This window comes from Stieleria marina (genome assembly GCA_007741555.1).
GTDB lineage: Bacteria > Planctomycetota > Planctomycetia > Pirellulales > Pirellulaceae > K23-9.
This window is the reverse complement of the sequence record CP036526.1, coordinates 1,881,185-1,901,504: the sequence shown is the minus strand read 5'-3', so window position 1 is coordinate 1,901,504 and position 20,320 is coordinate 1,881,185. Positions and strand designations below refer to the sequence as shown.

Below are 20,320 nucleotides of genomic sequence, written 5' to 3'. Positions count from 1 at the left end.
GGCCGCAATTGCGGTAAATTGCGTGACACAAATTACCCGCCCGTTTTTCATCTTTCCTTCTTCCGTAGCGAACGTCCTTTGAAAGCCTCCATTATCCTGCTGCCCGGTGACGGGATCGGTCCCGAAATCGTCGCACAAGCCCGCTTGGTCCTTGAGAACGTAGCCAGTCAGTTTGGACACGAATTCGGTTTTGCATCGCATCCGATCGGCGGCATCGCAATCGATGAATTTGGCGACCCGCTGCCGCAAGCCACCATTGATGCGTGCAAAACATCCGACGCGATCATGCTGGGTGCCGTGGGTGGCCCCAAATGGGACGATCCGTCGGCCAAGACTCGCCCCGAAGCAGGTTTGCTAAAAATCCGCAAAGAACTGGGCCTATTTGCCAACTTGCGACCGATCCGCCTGTTTGCCGAACTGGTCGACGCGTCGCCGCTGAAGCGTGAGATCATCGAAGGCACGGACATTCTGTTTCTGCGTGAATTGACCGGCGGAATTTACTTTGGCGAATCAGGACGTTCCGGATCAGGCAAAGACGAAGCGGCCTTTCAATCGATGATCTACAGCGTCGGTGAAGTCGAACGGATTGTCCGATTGGCTGCCAAAGCCGCTCAAGGTCGCGACGGACGTCTGACCAGCGTCGACAAAGCCAACGTGTTGGAGCCAAGTCGTCTGTGGCGACAAACGGCGGCTCGTGTGATGGCAGACGAATTTCCGGACGTGAAATACGACGTTGTATTGGTCGACGCGATGGCGATGCACTTGATCAATCGCCCCAAGGATTTTGATGTCGTGGTGACCGGCAATATGTTTGGCGACATCCTGACGGATGCCGCATCGATGTTGCCCGGATCGCTTGGCATGCTGCCCAGCGCTTCGCTTGGCGACGGCGGCCCAGGACTGTACGAACCGATTCACGGGTCGGCACCTGACATCGCCGGCAAAGGCATCGCCAATCCACTGGCAACCATTTTGGCTGCCGCGATGATGCTGCGTCATTCGCTGAACCTGAACGCCGAAGCGGAAGCGATCGAAGCGGCTGTGCAACAAGTTTTGGCCGATGGTCTTCGCACCGCTGACATTGCTCGCGGCGGTGAAGCAACCAGCACCGAAGCAATGGGCGCGGCCGTGGTGCAACGACTGGCTGGTGCGCAGGTTTAGATCTGCACACGTTTAGGCTGCACAGGTCAAACTTGCACAGGTCAAACTTGCACAGGTCAAACTTGCACAGGTCAAACTTGCACAGGTCCAACTCGTTCCGGACTGCAACGTCCGCGATTATTTCTGTCGGCAACCATCGAGACCTTTCCATCACCTCCCCTCGAAACTGTTTACGCCCATGCCCGCAACCCGATCATCGACAGCCGAATTGCCGATGATGCTGGTTACCCACACCGAATGGTTAAGCGCGAATACGTATGTTTTGCTGGCTGTGATCTTGGCCACGCTGGGGATTGCGTCGATCGTCGGCTTCCTGCTGTCGCGACGCGAAAACCTGGGCGTCGAATCCCCCTTGCTGCGGCGATTCAACCACAAACTACGCGTGTGGTGGATGATGGCAGCGATTCTGGTGATCGGTTTTCTGATGCACCGAATCGGAGTCGTGATTCTGTTCGGGCTGGTTTCGTTTTGGGCGCTGCGTGAATTCATCACGATGACGCCGACGCGTCGAGGCGACCACCGAACACTCTTTTGGGTGTTCTTTATTTTCACTCCGCTGCAGTACATTTTCATTGCGTTGGGCAGTAACCCGCCGTCGTGGCTGGGCAGACTCAGCACGATCGATTACTACGGTTTGTACAGCATCATGATCCCGGTCTACGCCAGCCTTTTTATCCCGGCGCGGGCGGCTATTGCCGGTGATTACAAACGATTTTTAGAACGCAGCGCCAAGATCCAATTCGGATTGCTGATTTGCGTCTACTCGCTCAGCTACGCGCCGGCATTGCTGGATTTGCAGTACGTGCCAACGGGTTCGACGACTCCATGGACCGGCAGTAACGTCAGCGTACTGGTGTTCTTTGTGTTGATCGCTCAATTGGCCACCGTGATGGAGCGAGCCTGGGGACGCCTGGCGGGACGGCATGTGATCGCCGAACGCATCAACGCATCGCGAACCTGGGAAGGCTTCTTGGGGTCCATGGTGACGACCGGCTTGATTGCCGCGGCACTGTTCTGGGCGACTCCGTTTTATCCTTGGGAAGCCGGCGTCTTGGGCGCGGTCGTCACCGTGATGGCGTGTGCGGGAACGATGACTATGAGCGCCATCAAACGTGACCGCGGCGTCACTGATACGGGCACACTGGTTCAAGGTCACGCCGGAGTGCTAGATCAAATCGACAACGTTTGTTTTGCCGCCCCGGTTTTCTATCACGTCTCCAAGTTTTTCTTCTCCTAATGACTCTTGAACTATTCGATACCCACGCCCACTTAAACGTCAAAGCGTTTGACGACAACGTCGACGAAGTGGTCCAACGATCCAAGGATGCCGGACTAGTTGGCATTGCGGTCATCGGTATTGATGTTGCAACCAGTCGTCGTGCGTGCGAATTGGCGGCGGAGTATCCGGGCTATCTTCACGCGGTCGTTGGCATACAGCCCAACAGCGCGGCCGAAGCGGCGGACGGTGATTTTGCGATCGTCAAAGAACTAGCGTCAGCGCCGGGTGTTTGCGGCATCGGCGAAACCGGCTTGGACTGCTACTGGGATGATACGCCCATGCAGATGCAGCAAGAGTTTTTTGATCGCCACCTGGAACTGTGCCGACAAACGTCGCTGCCGATGGTCATTCATATGCGAGAGAGCGGTGACCTGATCGCAGAGCAATTACAGCGGCAAAGTAGCGTTCCGCCTGGCATCATGCATTCGTTTACCGGCGACATGCCGCTTGCGAAAACCTGTCTGGGCATGGGATTGCACATCAGTTTTGCGGGCATGGTGACATTTAAAAAGAGCGATGAATTACGTGCGGTCGCCAAAATGGTGCCCGAAGACAAGCTGCTGGTCGAAACCGACTCACCGTACTTGAGCCCCGAACCACTGCGCGGGCGACGCCCCAATGAGCCCGCTCGCGTCGAACACACGCTGCGCTGCCTTGCCGAAGTACGTGGTGTCAGCGCCGAACACTTGGCCGGAGCGACGACTCAGAATGCACGACGATTGTTTCAGCTGAGCTGACAATTCACTTCCGGGTGTCCAATGACACTCCATTTTCGTTTTGCCCCATCTCCCAAACGGGTGTCTTGGATTGGCGGCCTTCGATCTCACGCACGTACGTCGGCACGGCGTAACCGGGCAGCAAACTGCGGAGCTGTTGGACCAAATCGAATCCGACATTTTCATCGACTTCGAAGTGAGCCGCTCCTTTGACGCGGTCCAGTTGGTGCAGATAGTACGGCTGGACGCGGTGATTGATCAAGACATTGGAGAGATCCGCCAATGCACGGACATCATCATTCACGCCGCGTAACAGCACCGCTTGGTTCAGCACGGGGATGCCCGCGTCGACCAGTTTTGCAATCGCGTCTGCAACCGCAGCGTCCCATTCGTTGGTGTGATTCATATGAATGACAAACCAAACCGCTAAACAACTTTGCTGCAATCGCGCGACCAATTCCGAAGTGACTCGCTGAGGAATTACGATCGGCATGCGGCTATGAATCCGCAGTCGTTTGACATGATCAATCGATTCGATCTGCGAAATCAATTCAAAGAGTTTTTCGTCGACTAGCGTCAGCGGATCACCGCCGCTTAATAGAACTTCATCGATCGACGCATCGCTGCGAATATAATCAATGACCTGGGCGTACGATTCTTTGGCATTACCGGCTTCGGAATACGGAAATTCGCGGCGAAAACAGTAGCGGCAATGCACTCCGCACGCCCCCGTGGTCACCACCAACGCACGGCCATCGTATTTGTGCAGGACACCCGATGCGGGCATCGACTGGAGGTCACCGACTGGATCCCCCGCGAAACCGTCGACTTCAAGGCTTTCAGCTTCTACCGGCAAAACCTGTCGCAGCAGCGGGTCATCCAGCTGCCCAGGTTGGATGCGGCGAAGGAATTCCAGAGGCACAAACGTTGGAAATTCAGATTCCGCGGCGACTTGGGCCAAGTTTGCGTTCAATGGCGGCAACCCCAGCGTTTTTCGCAAAACCGAACCGCTACGAATCGCCCGTTTCATCGCGGTTTGCCAATCCACGGCTGCTGATTGGGTAGGGGCAGGGCTGCCAGATGGTTGGTCCCGCACTTCATCGCCCGAAGCGGTGCGGACAAGATTCGCGTGGGGCGTTAAACTCTGGGCTTGTTGCATGGACGGGATCGTTCGTGCTGGGGAGGAATCCCCGTAAAAGAGGTCCTTTGGCGGCTCGCGGCGACCCAAACAAAGCGGACCTTCGAATCACCGACAACTCATTTTGACTCGTACAACGGAGCCATTTCTTCATGGCTACTTATAACACAAGTGACTTTCGCAAAGGGCTGAAGGTCGAAATCGATGGCGAACCTTACTTGATGACTGACATGACATTTGTCAAACCAGGTAAAGGCAACGCGTTCTACAAATGCCGCTTAAAGAACTTGGTCCGCGGAACCAGTTTTGACAAAACCTACAAAGGCGGCGATTCGCTGGAATCCGCCGATGTAGAAACCACGGACGTATCGTTCTTGTACCGACAAGGCGAAGACTACGTGTTCATGCACGGGGAAACATTCGAACAATACGACGTCACTGCCGAAGTGGCCGGCGACATCTGGAAATACCTCAAGGATGGCATGAAATGCGTGATGACGTTGTACAACGGCAACGCCATCATCGTTGAACCGCCGACCATGGTCGAATTGGAAATCACCGACTGCGCTCCGGGTGCAAAAGGCGACACCGCGACGAACGTGACGAAACCTGCCACGACCGAAACCAACGCAGAATTCATCGTGCCGGGATTTATCAAAATCGGCAACGTAATCAAAGTCGATTCGCGCACCGGCGAGTACGTCGAACGTGTCAGCAATTGATTTTGCGATAGATTGCCATGGTCAACACACTCCTGCTTCCCGAACTTCGCGAGATGTTGGCCGATGACAATCAGGCCGAACTGGTCGAGTTTTGCAATGCGCTGAACCCGGGTCGCACCGCGGAGTTTATGGAGGGACTGAAGGACCGCGAAATTTGGCGAGTCCTGCAGTTCGCTGAACCCGATCGGCGCGCGGAGATCTTTGGTTATTTGGATGAAGAACGCCAAGTGGCCATGTTGGATCAGAACGATCCCGCCGAAGTTGCGCAGTTGTTGGAAGAAATTGCCGACGACGACCGCGTTGACTTGCTGCAAGATCTGGAAAGCCCTCGCGTCGACGCAATCTTGCCATTGCTGCCCGTCGATGTCCGTCGCAACATCCAACGGCTGAGATCCTACGCCGAAGAAACGGCGGGTGGCTTAATGACGACGCAGGTCGCCATGCTGGCCGAACGGTTGACCGTTCGCGAAGCGTTGGACGAACTGAGCCGTCAGTCCGATGAACTGGAAACGATCTACTACTTGTATGTCGTCGACGATGACAACTTGTTGCGGGGGATCGTTTCAACACGCCAACTGGTTTCGTCGCTGCGAACGCCCGATCTAACGTTGGGCGACATGATGGAAACGGATGTCGTCGTTGCACTGGTCAGCGAAGACCAGGAAACCGTCGCCGAAAAAGTCGAACGATTCAACTTATTGGCGATCCCGGTCGTCGATTCAGGGCGGCAAATGCTGGGCATCATCACGCACGACGACGTGATCGATGTTGTCCGAGACGAACTGACTGAAGACGCCCAACGGATTGCCGCGGTCGAACCACTTGACGATGGTTATTTGCGAATCGCCCTAATAACGCTTTCCTGGAAACGCGGACTGTGGCTGACCATTTTGTTTATCGCCGCGCTGCTGACCGCGTTTGCACTGCTGCACTATCACGATGTTTTGGAACAAGAAAAGTACCGCTGGCTGGTCTGGTTCATTCCCCTGATCATCTCGGCGGGCGGCAATTCGGGCAGCCAATCGGCAACCCTTGTGATCACCGCGATGACCGGCGGCGAAGTTCACTACAGCGATTACCCGACCGTGATTCGCCGCGAAGCGGTGGTGTCGCTCATGCTGGGCGTATTCCTGTCGTTGATTGGATTTGTCGTCGCCGCGTTTATCGCCCCCAGTGTCCAAGCCGCGACGGTCATCCCGTTGACTCTGCTGTCTGTGATCGTGGCGGGCTGTTTTTTCGGTGCATCGCTTCCGCTGCTGTTTAAACGCATTGGCTTGGACCCAGCTATGATGAGCAATCCGTTCGTCGCTGGCTTGGTCGACATTCTGGGCATCGTCATTTACGTCAACATTGCCAAGGTAGTGTTGGGCTAAGTCCGTCGCTCTCTTTAAACGTTCGCTCCCATTTATGAACCAGCCTTCGTACGTTTTGGTGGTCGATGATGAACCGGCGATTTGCTGGGGTTTCGAGCAATTGCTGGGTGATCAGGGCCATACGGTCGTCACCGCATCCAGCGCCGAAGAAGGTCTTCAAAAAGCGACGCTACATCGCTATTCGCTCGTGCTACTCGACGTGCGGCTCCCCGGTGAAGACGGCATCAGCGCGCTGCCCAAGTTTCGCGAAGCCACCAGCGAAGCCCCCATCATCGTGATGACTGCCTTTGGCGATTTGCAAACCGCGGTCGGCGCGGTGCAAAACGGCGCAACGGATTACTTGACCAAGCCGTTTCGCCTGGACGACGCCGACAAAGTCTGTCGCCAAGCAATGCAAACAACGAAAGTCGAAACCGACGACCAACCAGCCAGCCAACTGGCTTCGGATGCGTCCTTGCTGGTGGGACAATCCGCGGTGATGCAGCAAGTGTTTCATCAGATCGCTTTGGTTGCCGATAGTGATCTCCCGGTTTTGATCACCGGCGAATCGGGCACAGGAAAAGAACTAGTTGCGTCAGCCGTTCACCGTCATTCACAGCGCAGCGACCAAGCATTTTTGACCGTCGCCCCGGTAAGCCCGGACGACGCCGTGATCGAAAGCGAACTATTCGGACACGTGCAGGGTGCGTTTACCGGTGCCGGCGTCAACCGACCGGGCGTATTCGCTTTGGCAGATTCGGGCACGCTGGTAATGGATGAGGTCGACCGCCTGCCACTGGCTCTGCAAGTCAAACTGTTGCGCGTGTTGGAACGGTCCGAATACACGGCGGTCGGCGACGTGAAACCGCAAAAATGCAACGTGCGTTGCATCGCAACCACCAGCTGCGACCTTGAACAAGCCGTGCGTGAAGGACGATTCCGCGAAGACCTATTCCGTCGCCTGTCGGCGGTGTCCATCGAAGTTCGCCCGCTTCGCTCGCGCCCCGAAGACATCCCGCTGCTTTGCAATTACTTCCTGCGTCGACTAGGTGCCGGATCATCGTCAAGCCTGATCGACGCCGACGCAATGCAGCAACTGCAACAGCAAAAGTGGCACGGCAATGTTCGCGAATTACAGGTCGCGATCGAGCATGCTTCGTTGGCCGCGCGTGGCCGCCAAATCGTGGCCAGTGATTTCCCGTTGCCTCAAAATCCGATCGGACAACGCAGCCAACAAAACGGCGATTCGATCGGTGACGCGATCCAGGCCTGGGCCATCCAGCAGCTAGGCGACGACACGAGCGGCATGACCGATTTGCACGAAAAATTTTTGGCCGTCGTCGAACCGTCACTGTTGAAAGTAGTGCTGCAACATACCGACGGAAATCGCGCCGCGGCGGCAGAACTGCTAGGTATTCACCGTGGAACACTTCGCGACCGACTTAAACGCTACGGCGTCGACTGACTGCGAATTCGCTAACCGTCGAAAAGCGTTTCACCTGGCGGCATCGTTTCGTCAATTTCATGACGTTCGGCGATGCTGGTCCGAACATGTTTGATCTGCCGAAGCAACTCACTTGCCGAACGCGGACGTTGCTCTGGCTGCTTGGCCATCATTCGCGACAACAGATCGACCAATCCGGTCGGACAGTCACTGCGGATCGCTCGAACATCCGGAATCTCGGCGACTTGATGCTTGGCCAGTTGCCGGTCCACATCATCATCGGGAAAGGGCGGTTGCCCCGTCAGCAAAAAGTACAGTGTGCAGCCCAACGCATACAGGTCCGCTCGCGCGTCCACACCGGAACTGTTCACGATTTGCTCAGGCGCCACATAGTCCGCGGTCCCGAGCAGCCGACTGGGATCCAGCCCCTCGAATTCGTCGTTCTCCGCCTTGGCCAGCCCCATGTCGATGATCTTGATCGCGCCATCGGTGCTAAGCAAAATATTGGTCGGTTTCAAATCTCGGTGCACTATATTTCGTTCGTGAACATGAGCCAGCCCAATGGCAACCTGGTGGCAAATCTCCAACGCGTACAAATACGACATGGCTCCACCACGCTTCACCGCTTCATGAAGGTTACCGCCCTCGACGTATTCCATCGCCAGAAACGACTTCTTTTCACAAACACCGAATTCGTACACGCAAACTACATTGGGATGGTTCAATTGCGATGCGATCCGAGCTTCCCGCTGAAACCGCGACGCAACAGCCGCTTTGGAAGTCTCGTCAGCTGGCAAAATCTTCAGTGCCACCGAGCGCTTCATGATCTGGTGCGTAGCAAGGTAAACAACGCATTGCCCGCCACGACCAAGCGGTTTACGAAGCAGAAAGTCCCCCAGAAAGAAACCGCGTTTCTTGCCGCGCCGCAGCTGCTCGCTTTGCCAGTGCGACAACGCGCCGGCATGCACAAACGCTTTGGCGACATGCTTGGAGGAAAAATCATCCCCCTCTGCATGGAGCAGCCCCATGATGCGGCGCAGATCTTCGATCTTGACCAACTGTGACTTGATCGCACTGGCCAGAAAGACTCGCGTGTCTTCCTGCAGCTCTGGTAGCGATTCGAGTGAAAAGTTGTCGGTCATTTCGGTCGAGTTTTACGTGGCAAGTCTGCCATCAATCTTGAGGATGTTTCACCAAATAACGCGAAAGTTCGTCCAGGCCAATGCGACCATCCTTGTTCAAATCCGCTTCGGGCAAAATGTCTTTGGACAGTTTGCCCTTGGCCGCGGAATCGTGCAACTCGCTCGGTTCGATATGCTTGCTCTTGTTTGCGTCGTGACGTTGAATCAAACGCACCGCTACGTTGAACTGCTTGGGCCCATACCCACGATTTTTACGCACTGCGGCGAAATGTGTTTCAATCTCTTGCAGGGTAATCTCACCATCTTTGTCGGCGTCAAACTTGGTGAACTGCTCAGAACTCTCGTTGCCAAAAATTTGAAGCTCTCTGTCAGCCAGTTTGCCATCGCCATCAAAATCTCGCTGCATCAGCGAATTGATTTTCTTCTGGTCCGGGACCGTCAAACCTAAATCGCGACGATGACGCGAAAACAAAGTGGCCACCTCCATGATACTCAGTCGATCGTCACCGTCGTCATCAAATCGCGACGCGGACAACGGTAATCGAGCCCCAACACGCTCATTAACATCCAATTTCTTGTCATTGTCCGCATCATTTCGTTTGACGATGCTTATCGCCCGGGTCTGATCAACCGATTCAATCCCCATCTCGCGTCGCAACCCGCGCATGAATGCAAACTGCCGAGCCATTTCTTCGGAAGTGATCACTCCGTTTTTATCGGCGTCAAAATCGCTGGGTTCGTCAGGCCACCCCTTGGCAATCTCGTCAGGATCCAGCTGCCCATTTCGATTGGCGTCGTGCCGGCGCAAATACACTTTGACATTGTTCAAATCAAACTCGGTGATGCCGGCCCCGTCACGCAACTTGGCTTGCCGCACAGCCAACTCTAAATGAGTCAGCTTTCCGTCGCGGTTCATGTCGTAATCTTTGACAGAGTCGCGCCACTGGAGCGTCGACTGTTCCTGTGCATCAATGAAACCGTCTTCATTGGGATCGTGGACCGTCATCTGCCGACCGGCAACACTCAGGTCTCCCGCAACCAACGTCAGTGCAAACAGATCGACTTCGGCGTCGGTATCCACTGGCGTCTGCGGTCTCGCCGTCGACGGAAACAACGCGACGACACACGCGAACGTTCCTGCCAACGAAATTACCATCAGCGGAAACGCAGAAACCCGGAAACGATTGAGATCGCACATGCTCGGTCCTATGTCCAATTGAGAATCAATGTTGGTATCCCTTGCCAGCATTATAGAGGGCTCAAAGATCGACTGCGTTGCGAGAATCCTGTGAAGCCGATGGACCACGCAAAGGCTCCCAGCTAGTTCGTGAAAATCGCCGCTGGTATTCAGCCGGCGGTAGACTGGCGACAACAGTCGCAGCGGAACTTGGTGTTCATCCAGACGCCGCTGACAAGCTAGATTATCAGGTCAAGCGGCCACGGATTGGCATTTTGGCGCACGTACTTTTTTCCTCCATCGAATTGCCGGACAATATTATGACGCGTTTTCAAATCCTGGCGTTTGATGGTGGCGGAATTCGCGGAGCCTTTGGGCTGGGATTTTTGCAAGAACTGGAATCGCTGACGAACGCCAAGGTCCGCGACTGCTTCGATATGATCGCAGGAACCTCGACCGGCGGAATCACCGCGTTGGGTCTGGGAATCGGATTGGGTGGCCAGGAGTTGGTCGAGTTTTACGAAGAAAGTGGGCGTGCCATTTTTACGCCGCGGCCTCCGTACGCGCCTCGCAAACGATGGCTAAAACCGGTTTACCCTTGGCTGAAAAAGATGGCGTTGACCAAATCGGGCAACAACATCGACCACTTCTTTATTTCGCGGTACTGCCCGCATGCGCTGCGTGACGCGCTGCACGGAGGATTTGGCGACCTCCGCATGAAAGATATCAGCGGACCGCGCATTATTGCCCCTAGCATCAACCTGACGGCGGGCTGCCCGTATGTGTTTGGCACTCCGCACATTCCGATGCATTTGCCAGACGCAGAAATCCCGGTCCTGGATGTCTTGTTGGCAACGACGGCAGCACCGACGTATTTTCCACACCATGAAATGCCAAACGGATGCTCGTACGCCGATGGCGGTCTTTGGGCAGGCAGCCCTGGACTGCTCGGTCTAGCCGAAGCTCTTCGCGTGCGGCAGCTTTGCTTGTGCGACGACGTCACGCCATCGTTTAGTACCGACGAAATTTTCATGCTGACCATCGGAACAGGCACGACTCAGTATTCATTGACACCGCCCGGTGGTGATGCGGGAGCACTTTACTGGGCTTCGCGGATCGCCGATGTGATGATGTCGTCGCAGGTGCAGGGACTGACGATTCCACTGAAATTTCTACTATCCGATCGCGTCAAGTCGATCAACTTTGCACTCCCCGATGATTCATGGAAGCTGGACGCGGTGGACCACATGGAAGAAATGTTTGACCTGGGACGGCAAGCCGCTCGCGAAAACGCAGACGATCTATCCGCCATGTTCTTAAATCACCAAGCAGCGCCTTACGTGCCCGCCAAAAGCGATTCCGAACTAGGCGCCAGCGACATCGGGCTCCAGCGATATTCGCTGTAGGCCATTCACGGCCGATGCGCCGCTGGCACATGCCGGCAGACAAAGACCGGCCGACAAAGCCCGGCCTCGCCCCCCCCGAAGTCCGAGCGGGGTCGGTGGCGACAGTGCTGATTAACTAGCACGCTGGACATCACGCAGGAGATCGCAAATCGGTGGTTGCCAGCCGGATGTTCGTGCTGACTGTCCTGGCTGACTTTGCAACCTTTCACGGTCAGTCCACTCTTAGGGGGCAGATCACCTCGCAAGCGAATTGTCCTGCGAATCAGGCCAATCACGCTCACTTTGCTCCTACCGCATCAGCCGGCGTTCGTGTACTTTTACTGATGAAATGAGTCTTCGGAGCAAACACAGCTCTGAAATTATGCGGCTTTGTCGGCCGATACCCTTTGAGAATGACGACGCAATTGACGTCGACAAACGTTCTCTCAACCGGCTCATCAAGCGACAGGACTTCCGATACGTTCTCCGGCGTGAGAGTGGGCTTTGCCCCGAACACGCAGTGATTTGATCAGAACGGACAGTGTGAATGAAGCGGCGTCGCTCTTAGTGTTTTTTAAATTTGATGCGACCGCCCCAACACCTCTTGCGCCTTCCGCGTGAGCTTGATGCATTCGCACGGCCATGAATCGTCAGGTTTGACATTCGCGGTCATCAACTATGGAATTTCGATTGATGTCTGAAGACAACTCCCCAAAAGTGGTCGCTGCTGAAGTTGCGCCCGAATCCTCTCCTGAATCATCCAGCAGCCCGGCCGCTCAACAAGCCGACCGCGTGGAATGGCTTTCTGAATCGGTAGTCGAACTGCAGGCCCCTTTGGGTGCCGCACAACCGACCGCGCCGCAAGTCAGCGTTCCCGCAGAACCGGTCGTGAGCGAGCAGCCAACAACCGAATCGCCAGTCGTTGCAGAACCTGTTGCTGTGGCACCAGTCGCTGCGGAACCAGTCGCAGAGCAGCCAGTTGCTGTGGCACCAGTCGTGACCGAACCCGTTGCAACGGCGCCAGTCGTTAGCGAGCCAGCGGCTGAAGCAGTCGCGCCCATCGCTGTCGTTTCCGAGCCAGCCAAAGTGGTTGCCGAACCAGTTGCGGTTGATCAAACTACGCCGGCCGTCCGAGCCACCCCCGAGACACCGGTTGCGAAAACGGAAATCCCCGTCGCAACCGCCGAAGAGCACATCGCTCCTGTTGTCAAAACAGGCCCCACGTTTGCCGACTTGCCACTGAAGAGTGAAGTGCAAGAAGCAATCGTTGACTCGGGTTACGAAATCCCTACTGAGATTCAATCCGAGATCATTCCTCACATGCTGGACGGCCGCGATGTGCTGGCCCAATCACAAACGGGAACCGGAAAAACAGCCGCCTTCGCGCTTCCTATCCTTTCGCGAATCAAAATCAAAAAGCGCAGCCCGCAAGTATTGGTCCTGGCACCGACTCGCGAACTGGCCATTCAAGTTGCCAAGTCTTTCAAGACTTACGCTTCGGGAATGCCAAAATTCAGCGTGCTGCCGATCTACGGTGGTCAGGACTACGATCCACAACTGCGTGCTCTTCGGCGCGGTGTGCATGTTGTTGTCGGAACCCCCGGCCGAGTCATCGACCATATCAAGCGTGGCACGCTTGACCTGAGCGGAATCGACACGTTGGTTTTGGACGAAGCCGATGAGATGCTGAACATGGGTTTCTTGGAGGACGTCGAATTCGTTCTCAACAAAGCGCCCGCGAAACGACAGGTCGCTTTATTCTCGGCAACCTTGCCAGCACCGATCCGTAAGATCTCGGAGCGTTACCTGACTGATCCGGTGACGATCACGATCAAGAAGAAAACGATGACGGCCGATTCGATCCGTCAGCGAGCACTCTTTGTTGCTCCTAAGAACAAGATCACAATTCTGAAAACGTTCTTGGAAGCAGAAGAAACCGATGGCGTGATCGTCTTTACCAAGACAAAAGACGCCACGGTCCAAGTCGCCGAAAAACTCAATCGCGAAGGCCTGTCCGCCGTCGCCCTCAACGGTGACATGCCGCAAAGAACTCGTGAACGCACCATCGAGCAACTAAAAAGTGGCAAGCTGGACATCCTAGTCGCCACCGACGTTGCGGCGCGCGGACTGGACGTTAGCCGGATCAGCCACGTCATCAACTTTGATTTGCCGCACGACACGGAATCTTACATTCACCGCATTGGACGTACCGGTCGGGCCGGACGCAAAGGCGAAGCGGTGATCTTTTTGACCTACTCCCAGCGTCACAAGCTTCGCAACATCGAACGTGTTACCAAGCATACGATAGAAGTTGTGGATCCTCCCACTGCAGACGACATCAACGCCAAACGCATCGCCGAGTTCAAACAGCGAATCACGGACGTGACCAGCGGCCGCGACCTAACGATGTTCAAAGAATTGATCTCCGAGTACGCTGCCGAAACCGGCAAGCCGATGGACATGATCGCCGCCGCGCTGGCTCAGATTTCGCAACAAGGTCGTTCGTTCTTGATGCGTGATTTGCCTAAGCCTGTCGCTCGCGAACGTGAAGATCGCAAAGGCAAACGTCGCGAGAAATTTGACCGTGACGATCGTAGTTCCGATCGCCCCTACGGCAAAAAGAGCGAAAGCAAATTCGGCGGCCGTGATCGTCAACTGGGTCCCCCTGAAGACGGCATGCAGCGTTACCGCATCGAAGTCGGCCGACAGGATGGCGTCAAACCTGGCAACATCGTCGGTGCAGTCGCCAATGAAGCCGGTATCGATGGCGAATTCATCGGGCCCATCAAGATCCACGACTCCTACAGCACAGTCGATTTGCCCGAAGGCATGCCCAAGGACGTCTATCAATCGCTGAGCAGAACTTGGGTTTCTGGCAAGCAACTGAATATCAAGACCGACACAGGCGGCGAGACGGTGCGTCACGCAAAGCCAAAGTTCAAGAAGGACTTCAGCAAGGACGGCGGCAAGCCGCATCACAAAGGTAAAGCCAAGCGAGCCAAACTGAAGGCCGGTAAAGGCGCCGGAGCACGTACCAGTTTCCACGGGCCCGGTGCGGGCGCCAACAAAAACAAGAAACGCAGCTCAAAGTAAGCGTTGCGTTTTTGTCTGACGGGTTGAACGCGTCAAACAATGATTGAACCAAAAGGCCATTTGGCGGCCGACGCTTGCGTCGGCCGCTGATCGGCCTTTTTTTTTGCAACAGTGTTATCCGGCATCAGTGCCAAGCTGATGCAAACGGTGATCCGTCATGTGCAGATCAAAGCTCGCAAACCAATACTGCGCGGTATCCTCATCCTTAGCGATACACAATTCACTCAGCGATACAGAACAGGTGTTGCTCGCCGCGAATAAACAATTCGTTGTCCACCGGAGCTGGCGTGGCGTCCACGGTTTCTCCGACGCTGTTGGTCGCCAACACTTTCAGTGTGTCGGCTTCTTCGATCACGGTCGTCGTACCGCTTCGTCCCGTGATGTACACCTTGCCTCCTGCGGCAATCGGCGACGCATAGGTGCTCTTGATGCCAGGGATTCGCTCGGCACTGTAGAACGGCTTGCCGGTTTTGGCGTCGACGCAAGTGAACTGACCACTTTTGCCTTTGTGAAAGTAAAGCCGACCACGCGAAAGCAGCGGCGAAGCGATATCGGGACAGTCACGATCAATCGTCCATGCAACGTTGGGGGAGTTTTCGATATTGCCGCTACCGCCCAGTCGAAACGCGCCCATAAAGTTGCCGCGAAAACCACTGCCGATGTACACCATGTCACCCACTGAGACGGCCGACGCGACGGGGCGTTGAGTTTGGCCACCGCATCGCCAAAGTTCTTTGCCGGACTCCAAGTCGTAGCAACGCGCGCTGGTCTGTCCATTCATCACCACTTGTTTTTGACCATTGTGCTGCACGACCAGTGGCGTAGCCCAACAAGTCGGTTCGTCACGGGCTGTCTTCCAAATGTCTTTGCCGGTCGTTTTGTCCAACGCATAGAGAAAAGAACTTCCCTCGTGATCCCAAGGCACCAGAATCTTGTCGTCAACAATCGTCGGTGAAGCGCCTTCGCCAAAATTGTTTCGCGTGTCCATCTTGCCAAAATCATTCCGCTGCCAAACCAGCTGCCCGTCCATGGTGTAACAGTGCAAACCGCGTGAACCAAAAAACGCGTAGACGTGCTGTCCGTCAGTGCACGGCGATCCCGATGCAAAACCATTGGTCGAGTGCGTTTCTTGGTGCGGCGTTGCGACAATGGCCGTCTGCTCCCAAAGCTTTTCTCCGTTGGCGCGATTAAAGGAAAGCAGCTTGAAGTTCAACTGCGGTAGCCGTCCGCCGGAACTACCTTCGGGAACCGCGGTCACCACAAAGACTTGGTTTTCCCAAATGACCGGTGATCCCGAACCCTTGCCGGGGATGGCGACTTTCCATTTGACGTTTTCCGTATCGCTCCACGTTGTCGGTGGGTTGGCAGCGGCTGCGACACCGTTGCCCGCGGGGCCTCGCCAGTGAGCCCAATTGTCGGCGGAAACTTGCGAGTGGCACACGATCGATGCGACGATTGTGAGCAGAAGGACATTTTTCATTATTCAAATCTCGTAGCGGTGTTTGTAGTGGAGCAAAAATCGGAAGGGGGAGGTTTCGATACTCGAAATGGCTAGTAGCACGCAACGCTAGCGATTGGATTCCAGCCATGACAGCGGAAACGTCTTTAACGTAATGGTCTTGTAGTCACTTTTTTCATAGAGCAGCCCAATGCGGTTGTCCGGTAGCTCTATCAGATTGCTATACGCGGAATCATCCGAATCGATTTGCTTGGAGATGGGCCATGTCTTGCCTTCGTCATAGCTAAGCCAGACATGAATGTCGCGTCGTTTTTTTCCTTTCGGACTAGCGAATAGCAAACGACTCTTGCTGCCTTTCGCCTGGGCGTCGGCAAACGAGTAGCGAATCAAACTGGCTTGGCAAACCGGTGTATCCAGCTGGGCATCCAAGTACAAGTCACTCCACGTCTTGCCGCCATCGTTGCTGGTCGACATCGCACGTTGGTTGGTGCGGTGATACGAACGCATCGCTTGCAAGATCGAACCGTCACTCCGCTCGGCGACTGCCGATTCATTGGTTTTGTCCTCGTGAACGCCCCCCAGTTGCCACGTCGCGCCGTGATCATCGGACCAAAAAACATGACTGCGGTAAGGATGAAAGGCTGGATCGGAGTGATCGGAATGATTGGCCGGAATCACCAAGCGTCCCGCGTGTTCGCCGCGAGTCAACTGGATCGCGTTGCCCGGACCCGTCGCGTACCAGCGCCAGTGATCCTTGCGAACTGTTGATGAGATTTCCGTAGGCGGTGCCCAAGTCAGCCCGTCGTCTGTCGAATGCGTGATGTAAACACGGCGAGGATACTTGCTGGTCCCCGCCTTGATTTTGCCTTCGTGGTCGCTGCCAAGGTTCCAAGTCATCGGCAACCAGATGGTGCCCGTCGATTGATCGACGACGGGAGTCGCGTTGCCACACGTGTTGTCGCCATCATCCCAAACCAAAATAGAATCGGACCAAGTTCGTCCGTTGTCGGTCGACCGTCGCAGCACCAAATCAATGTTGCCGGTATCGCTTCTGCTTTCTTTTCTCGCTTCACAAAAAGCGAGCAGCGTTCCCGACTTGGATGAAACGATCGCCGGTATTCGGTACGAATGGTAGCCATCGGACTGGCTGGTAAAAACATCGATCGACGTCATGGACGATCCAGCAGCCGGGTCTTGTGCTGCTACCAAACCAATCGGCAGTGCAACGAACAAGACGGCAAGCATTGCAACCGAGCAGTGTCTTATTTTCATTTGATCAATCAGTATTTGGTTCGTGTACAAGGAAGGTCTTTTCTGCGACAGTTCTCCCGCCCAATTCTAGCGTTAGCCGCCATGGCCCAAGCTTGTCAGCAACGGGCTCCCAGATTGTATCGCCCAAGAAAAAGTGCCAGTCATTCGTTTTCACAAAAACGACACCATCAAAGGCACTTCGGCGTTGCCCCTGCGCGTCCAAGATGCCTGGATGATCGATGCAGAATGTCAGTTCACTATTCTTGGCCCACTTGATGTTGACGATGAACCCAAATTCAATGTCAATCTCGGCGGGAATCTCCGTCGTGACCTCGACTAAATCCGGCAGTTCCTTGGAGCTTGATTCCCACTTCGAATAAACACCGTAGGATCGCATTCGGACTTCTGGTTTTCGTCTTGCCATCAGTTTTTTGCCTGCCCGATCGGCGCCCAAACAGAAAGCTGCTGGCTTGCAACATCTCCTAATTCGTCGTCTTGGCTGGCCAGTTCCCTCAGCAGAGCGATGGATGAATCCGAGCCGATATGCGACAGCACCGACACAATGCGTTTGGCAACTCCCAGACGCATGCTTCGCTTGTTGCTGGCCGCCATCTTCATTAACAATGCACGACGTCGGTCACGTTCGCCGACCGCCGAACCACTGATCATCCGGCCCAAGTTGGTGAGTTTGCGCGACGCTGGCAAACGCTCACGAAGCAACGGCACCGCAGTGTCGCCGGCATCGACCAGCGCCCACCATGCCGTGTACGACTCGGGTCCATTGGCATGCACCAACGAATCGGCATGCTCACTGAGCGAGCGAACCGTGATTTCGGGTCGCAGATTCCACAGCAGCGACGTGCTGGCGGCGCCGGATACGAGCGTGCGGTTATCACCGGAAAACTGAATGTCGTAGACGTGTTTTTCGTGCCCGTCGAACTCAAATAACATCGTCTCTTCCGCGTCATTGCCCACCGACCAGGGATCCCAAATCTGAATTTTGCCGCTGCCGCCCGTTGCAAACCACAAACCATCGGGGGAGAAGCAGGACGAGCCAAAGGTAAATCCTCCATCGATGCGAATGCCGCCGCGTTCTATCAAATCGTCCAAGTTCCAGAACAGTACCCGCCGCATCAACTGGGTGGTCGCAAACATTTCTCCCGACGGATCAACTTCAACGGTATACATACGCTCGTCGCCGTTTCCGGGGCTCTCGGGAATCTCAAACGCCGTCGCTTCGTTGGCGGTGGGCAGATCCCAGCAACGCACCTTTTTGTCCCACCCTGCCGTCAACAACTTGTCGCTCGCCGGCGTGAAAGAAAGCCCATAGACATCCTTGTGCTTTAGCTTTGCGACCTGCTTTCCGGTCGACAACTCCCAGAGGTACGCTGCATCTTGGCGGAACGATGCGGCAGCGAGGAATCGACCATCACGAGAGAATTCGATTTCCTGGATTCCCGAATTCGAATCCTTGCCTTTGGGCCAAAGCCAATGACTGGTGCATTTGCCGGATGCGATCTCCCAGACGCTCACTTGCACTTTGTCGCCGGCTCCGCCACCTGCCAGAAGTTGACCGTCATGCGAAAATGCCAGGGTCTCACAACCACCGTGAGTCGACTTCCACTTTCGAACTTCTTTTCCACTGGCCTTATCGATCAAGTACACCATGTCTTTTTGATCAACGTGAGCGAGCCATTTCCCATCGTGCGATGCCGCGACAACGCTGGTTCCAAGTACGGCGCCTGGTACGGGCATTTGCTCTAACGTCTCCACGTCCCAGCGATGCACAATGCCGCCCCAGCCTGACGAGTACAGCGTCGTGCTATCGGACGAAAACGCGACCGCCCAAGGATTCCAAGAGTGACCTTGAAACGAACCGATCAGCTTTCCGCTGCGAGCATCCAATAGCACCAGTCGTTGCTGGCGTTCGGCAACCGCTAGATGCTTGCCGTCGGGGCTGAACTTGATGGCCGATGTATAAGTCTCTGTTGTACGATCCACGTCGAGCGTGGTTTCCCAGACAAGATCGCCAGTGGATACGTCGTACATCCGGATCGAGGTATCGCGTTGAGTGATCGCGATCCGTTTTGAGTCGGGGGAAAAATCCATTCGCACTGCGTTGGCTTTGCACTGAATCGTTTGCTCCGCCTGGCCCGTTTCAGCGTTGAGCAAGAAAACCTTTTTCGGATCGCCGCACGCGTGTTTTGCAAGGATTTTCGCGTCCGGCGAAAAAATGCCGTAGTGAAACGGGCCACCAAAAAACAATCGGTCCCGACGACCTCGAGCATCCTTGGCATTGGGATCAAGTTGGCCAAAATTTTCTTCGATATCGAACAGTGCCTCTCCAGCTCGGTTCTGAATCCGGAGTTTCCTTCCATTGCCGACAGCAAACAGCTTGCCGTCCGATGACACATCGATGGCGGAGACTGCACCAAACATGCCACCACTGTCTGCCGCCGCGTGAATTTCCGTGGGCTCGGATTTCCCAGTGCGAACATCCCAGAACAAAACGTCGCCCCCGGGACCTTGCGTGACCACATGCATGCCATCCGGCATCGCGTCAATACAACGCACCCCGTAAGACGTCGTCAGTCGATTGCCCATCGCCCGGCTCGATTGCCGCCAAAGCTGCTTTCCGGTTTCAGCATCCCAAGCCGTCAAATAATCTCCAGCCGTCACGAGCACACGGTCGTTATCGGCCAGCACCATGTCGTAGATGACCCCTGGCGAACGGAACCGTTCCGTTCCCATCCGCAACAATGCTCGGGACGGCAGCGGATCACCTAAGTTGTCAACGCGGGCAACTTCTTGCGATTGCGACGCCGCTACCAATGCAAACGACACCATTCCAACGAACGCAACAAAGCGGATTGATCGAGAACGCATGTTTTCAACTTCAACATCGTGTTACGAATAGTAGCCGATAGATTTTCCTGTCATTCTAACAAGTCACCCAGCGCTCACCGACATTACAATGGTCGTTCTACTGCCGATCCACCAA

15 protein-coding genes are annotated in these 20,320 nt (G+C 55.3%); 8 read left to right on the top strand and 7 right to left on the bottom strand.

What is annotated here, in order from left to right; genetic code table 11:
- Positions 1–78: 78 nt before the first annotated feature.
- The 3 genes from leuB to K239x_RS06725 all read left to right on the top strand — a co-directional run bounded on the left by leuB (position 79) and on the right by K239x_RS06725 (position 3,177).
- Positions 79–1,161: a 3-isopropylmalate dehydrogenase gene (gene leuB, locus K239x_RS06735; RefSeq protein WP_145417015.1), complete on the top strand. Its 1,083-nt coding sequence runs from the start codon at positions 79–81 to the stop codon at positions 1,159–1,161.
- A 178-nt stretch (positions 1,162–1,339) separates the two neighbouring features.
- Positions 1,340–2,398 (top strand): phosphatidate cytidylyltransferase, encoded by a 1,059-nt coding sequence (locus K239x_RS06730; RefSeq protein ID WP_419189756.1) that lies wholly within the window; start codon positions 1,340–1,342, stop codon positions 2,396–2,398.
- Positions 2,398–3,177, top strand: coding sequence for a TatD family hydrolase (locus tag K239x_RS06725; protein ID WP_145417014.1), 780 nt, complete (start codon positions 2,398–2,400; stop codon positions 3,175–3,177). Before K239x_RS06730 ends, K239x_RS06725 begins: the two co-directional genes overlap by 1 nt.
- A 4-nt stretch (positions 3,178–3,181) precedes the next feature.
- On the opposite strand, the gene epmB is transcribed toward K239x_RS06725, so the two are convergent.
- A complete protein-coding gene (gene epmB / locus K239x_RS06720) occupies positions 3,182–4,315 on the bottom strand; it encodes an EF-P beta-lysylation protein EpmB (RefSeq protein ID WP_145417013.1) in 1,134 nt (377 codons plus the stop codon).
- 131 nt (positions 4,316–4,446) lie between these two features.
- Between epmB and efp the strand changes: the two genes are divergently transcribed.
- The 3 genes from efp to K239x_RS06705 are packed head-to-tail and all read left to right on the top strand — an operon-like array spanning position 4,447 to position 7,833.
- The gene (gene efp, locus K239x_RS06715; protein ID WP_145417012.1) at positions 4,447–5,016 is read left to right on the top strand and encodes an elongation factor P; all 570 of its coding nucleotides are present in this window, start codon (positions 4,447–4,449) and stop codon (positions 5,014–5,016) included.
- A gap of 17 nt (positions 5,017–5,033) precedes the next feature.
- Positions 5,034–6,389: a magnesium transporter gene (gene mgtE / locus K239x_RS06710; RefSeq protein ID WP_145417011.1), complete on the top strand. Its 1,356-nt coding sequence runs from the start codon at positions 5,034–5,036 to the stop codon at positions 6,387–6,389.
- A gap of 34 nt (positions 6,390–6,423) precedes the next feature.
- Complete coding sequence (locus K239x_RS06705) at positions 6,424–7,833, top strand: sigma-54-dependent transcriptional regulator (protein ID WP_145417010.1); 1,410 nt, start codon at positions 6,424–6,426, stop codon at positions 7,831–7,833.
- 11 nt (positions 7,834–7,844) lie between these two features.
- Here the strand turns inward: K239x_RS06705 and K239x_RS06700 are convergent, their stop codons facing one another.
- Together K239x_RS06700 and K239x_RS06695 are read right to left on the bottom strand one after the other, a co-directional pair.
- Positions 7,845–8,954: a serine/threonine-protein kinase gene (locus K239x_RS06700; RefSeq protein WP_145417009.1), complete on the bottom strand. Its 1,110-nt coding sequence runs from the start codon at positions 8,952–8,954 to the stop codon at positions 7,845–7,847.
- Positions 8,955–8,985: 31 nt separating this feature from the next.
- Positions 8,986–10,152, bottom strand: coding sequence for a CREC-EF hand family protein (locus tag K239x_RS06695; protein WP_419189755.1), 1,167 nt, complete (start codon positions 10,150–10,152; stop codon positions 8,986–8,988).
- Positions 10,153–10,229: 77 nt separating this feature from the next.
- Between K239x_RS06695 and K239x_RS06690 the strand changes: the two genes are divergently transcribed.
- Together K239x_RS06690 and K239x_RS06685 are read left to right on the top strand one after the other, a co-directional pair.
- Positions 10,230–11,537 carry a CBASS cGAMP-activated phospholipase gene (locus K239x_RS06690; protein ID WP_145417007.1) on the top strand — a complete coding sequence of 436 codons (1,308 nt, stop codon included), beginning with the start codon at positions 10,230–10,232 and terminating at the stop codon, positions 11,535–11,537.
- A gap of 672 nt (positions 11,538–12,209) precedes the next feature.
- Complete coding sequence (locus K239x_RS06685) at positions 12,210–14,609, top strand: DEAD/DEAH box helicase (protein ID WP_419189754.1); 2,400 nt, start codon at positions 12,210–12,212, stop codon at positions 14,607–14,609.
- Between the two features lie 220 nt (positions 14,610–14,829).
- On the opposite strand, the gene K239x_RS06680 is transcribed toward K239x_RS06685, so the two are convergent.
- From K239x_RS06680 to K239x_RS06665, 4 genes are all read right to left on the bottom strand, one after another.
- Positions 14,830–16,089: an outer membrane protein assembly factor BamB family protein gene (locus K239x_RS06680; protein WP_145417005.1), complete on the bottom strand. Its 1,260-nt coding sequence runs from the start codon at positions 16,087–16,089 to the stop codon at positions 14,830–14,832.
- Between the two features lie 87 nt (positions 16,090–16,176).
- Positions 16,177–17,340: a sialidase family protein gene (locus K239x_RS06675; protein ID WP_145417004.1), complete on the bottom strand. Its 1,164-nt coding sequence runs from the start codon at positions 17,338–17,340 to the stop codon at positions 16,177–16,179.
- Positions 17,341–17,344: 4 nt separating this feature from the next.
- A complete protein-coding gene (locus tag K239x_RS06670) occupies positions 17,345–17,743 on the bottom strand; it encodes a DUF3859 domain-containing protein (RefSeq protein ID WP_145417003.1) in 399 nt (132 codons plus the stop codon).
- Positions 17,743–20,205 (bottom strand): outer membrane protein assembly factor BamB family protein, encoded by a 2,463-nt coding sequence (locus tag K239x_RS06665; RefSeq protein ID WP_145417002.1) that lies wholly within the window; start codon positions 20,203–20,205, stop codon positions 17,743–17,745. The genes K239x_RS06670 and K239x_RS06665 overlap by 1 nt, the downstream gene beginning before the upstream one ends.
- Positions 20,206–20,320: the final 115 nt, after the last annotated feature.

Bases quoted from the DNA above. Each gene is read 5' to 3' on its own strand.
- K239x_RS06725 (WP_145417014.1), top strand. From the start codon at position 2,398: ATGACTCTTGAACTATTCGATACCCACGCCCACTTAAACGTCAAAGCG.
- epmB (WP_145417013.1), bottom strand. From the start codon at position 4,315: ATGCAACAAGCCCAGAGTTTAACGCCCCACGCGAATCTTGTCCGCACC.
- K239x_RS06705 (WP_145417010.1), top strand. From the start codon at position 6,424: ATGAACCAGCCTTCGTACGTTTTGGTGGTCGATGATGAACCGGCGATT.
- K239x_RS06665 (WP_145417002.1), bottom strand. From the start codon at position 20,205: ATGCGTTCTCGATCAATCCGCTTTGTTGCGTTCGTTGGAATGGTGTCG.
- K239x_RS06680 (WP_145417005.1), bottom strand. From the start codon at position 16,089: ATGAAAAATGTCCTTCTGCTCACAATCGTCGCATCGATCGTGTGCCAC.
- K239x_RS06730 (WP_419189756.1), top strand. From the start codon at position 1,340: ATGCCCGCAACCCGATCATCGACAGCCGAATTGCCGATGATGCTGGTT.
- K239x_RS06695 (WP_419189755.1), bottom strand. From the start codon at position 10,152: ATGTGCGATCTCAATCGTTTCCGGGTTTCTGCGTTTCCGCTGATGGTA.
- efp (WP_145417012.1), top strand. From the start codon at position 4,447: ATGGCTACTTATAACACAAGTGACTTTCGCAAAGGGCTGAAGGTCGAA.
- K239x_RS06670 (WP_145417003.1), bottom strand. From the start codon at position 17,743: ATGGCAAGACGAAAACCAGAAGTCCGAATGCGATCCTACGGTGTTTAT.
- K239x_RS06685 (WP_419189754.1), top strand. From the start codon at position 12,210: ATGTCTGAAGACAACTCCCCAAAAGTGGTCGCTGCTGAAGTTGCGCCC.
- K239x_RS06700 (WP_145417009.1), bottom strand. From the start codon at position 8,954: ATGACCGACAACTTTTCACTCGAATCGCTACCAGAGCTGCAGGAAGAC.
- K239x_RS06675 (WP_145417004.1), bottom strand. From the start codon at position 17,340: ATGAAAATAAGACACTGCTCGGTTGCAATGCTTGCCGTCTTGTTCGTT.
- mgtE (WP_145417011.1), top strand. From the start codon at position 5,034: ATGGTCAACACACTCCTGCTTCCCGAACTTCGCGAGATGTTGGCCGAT.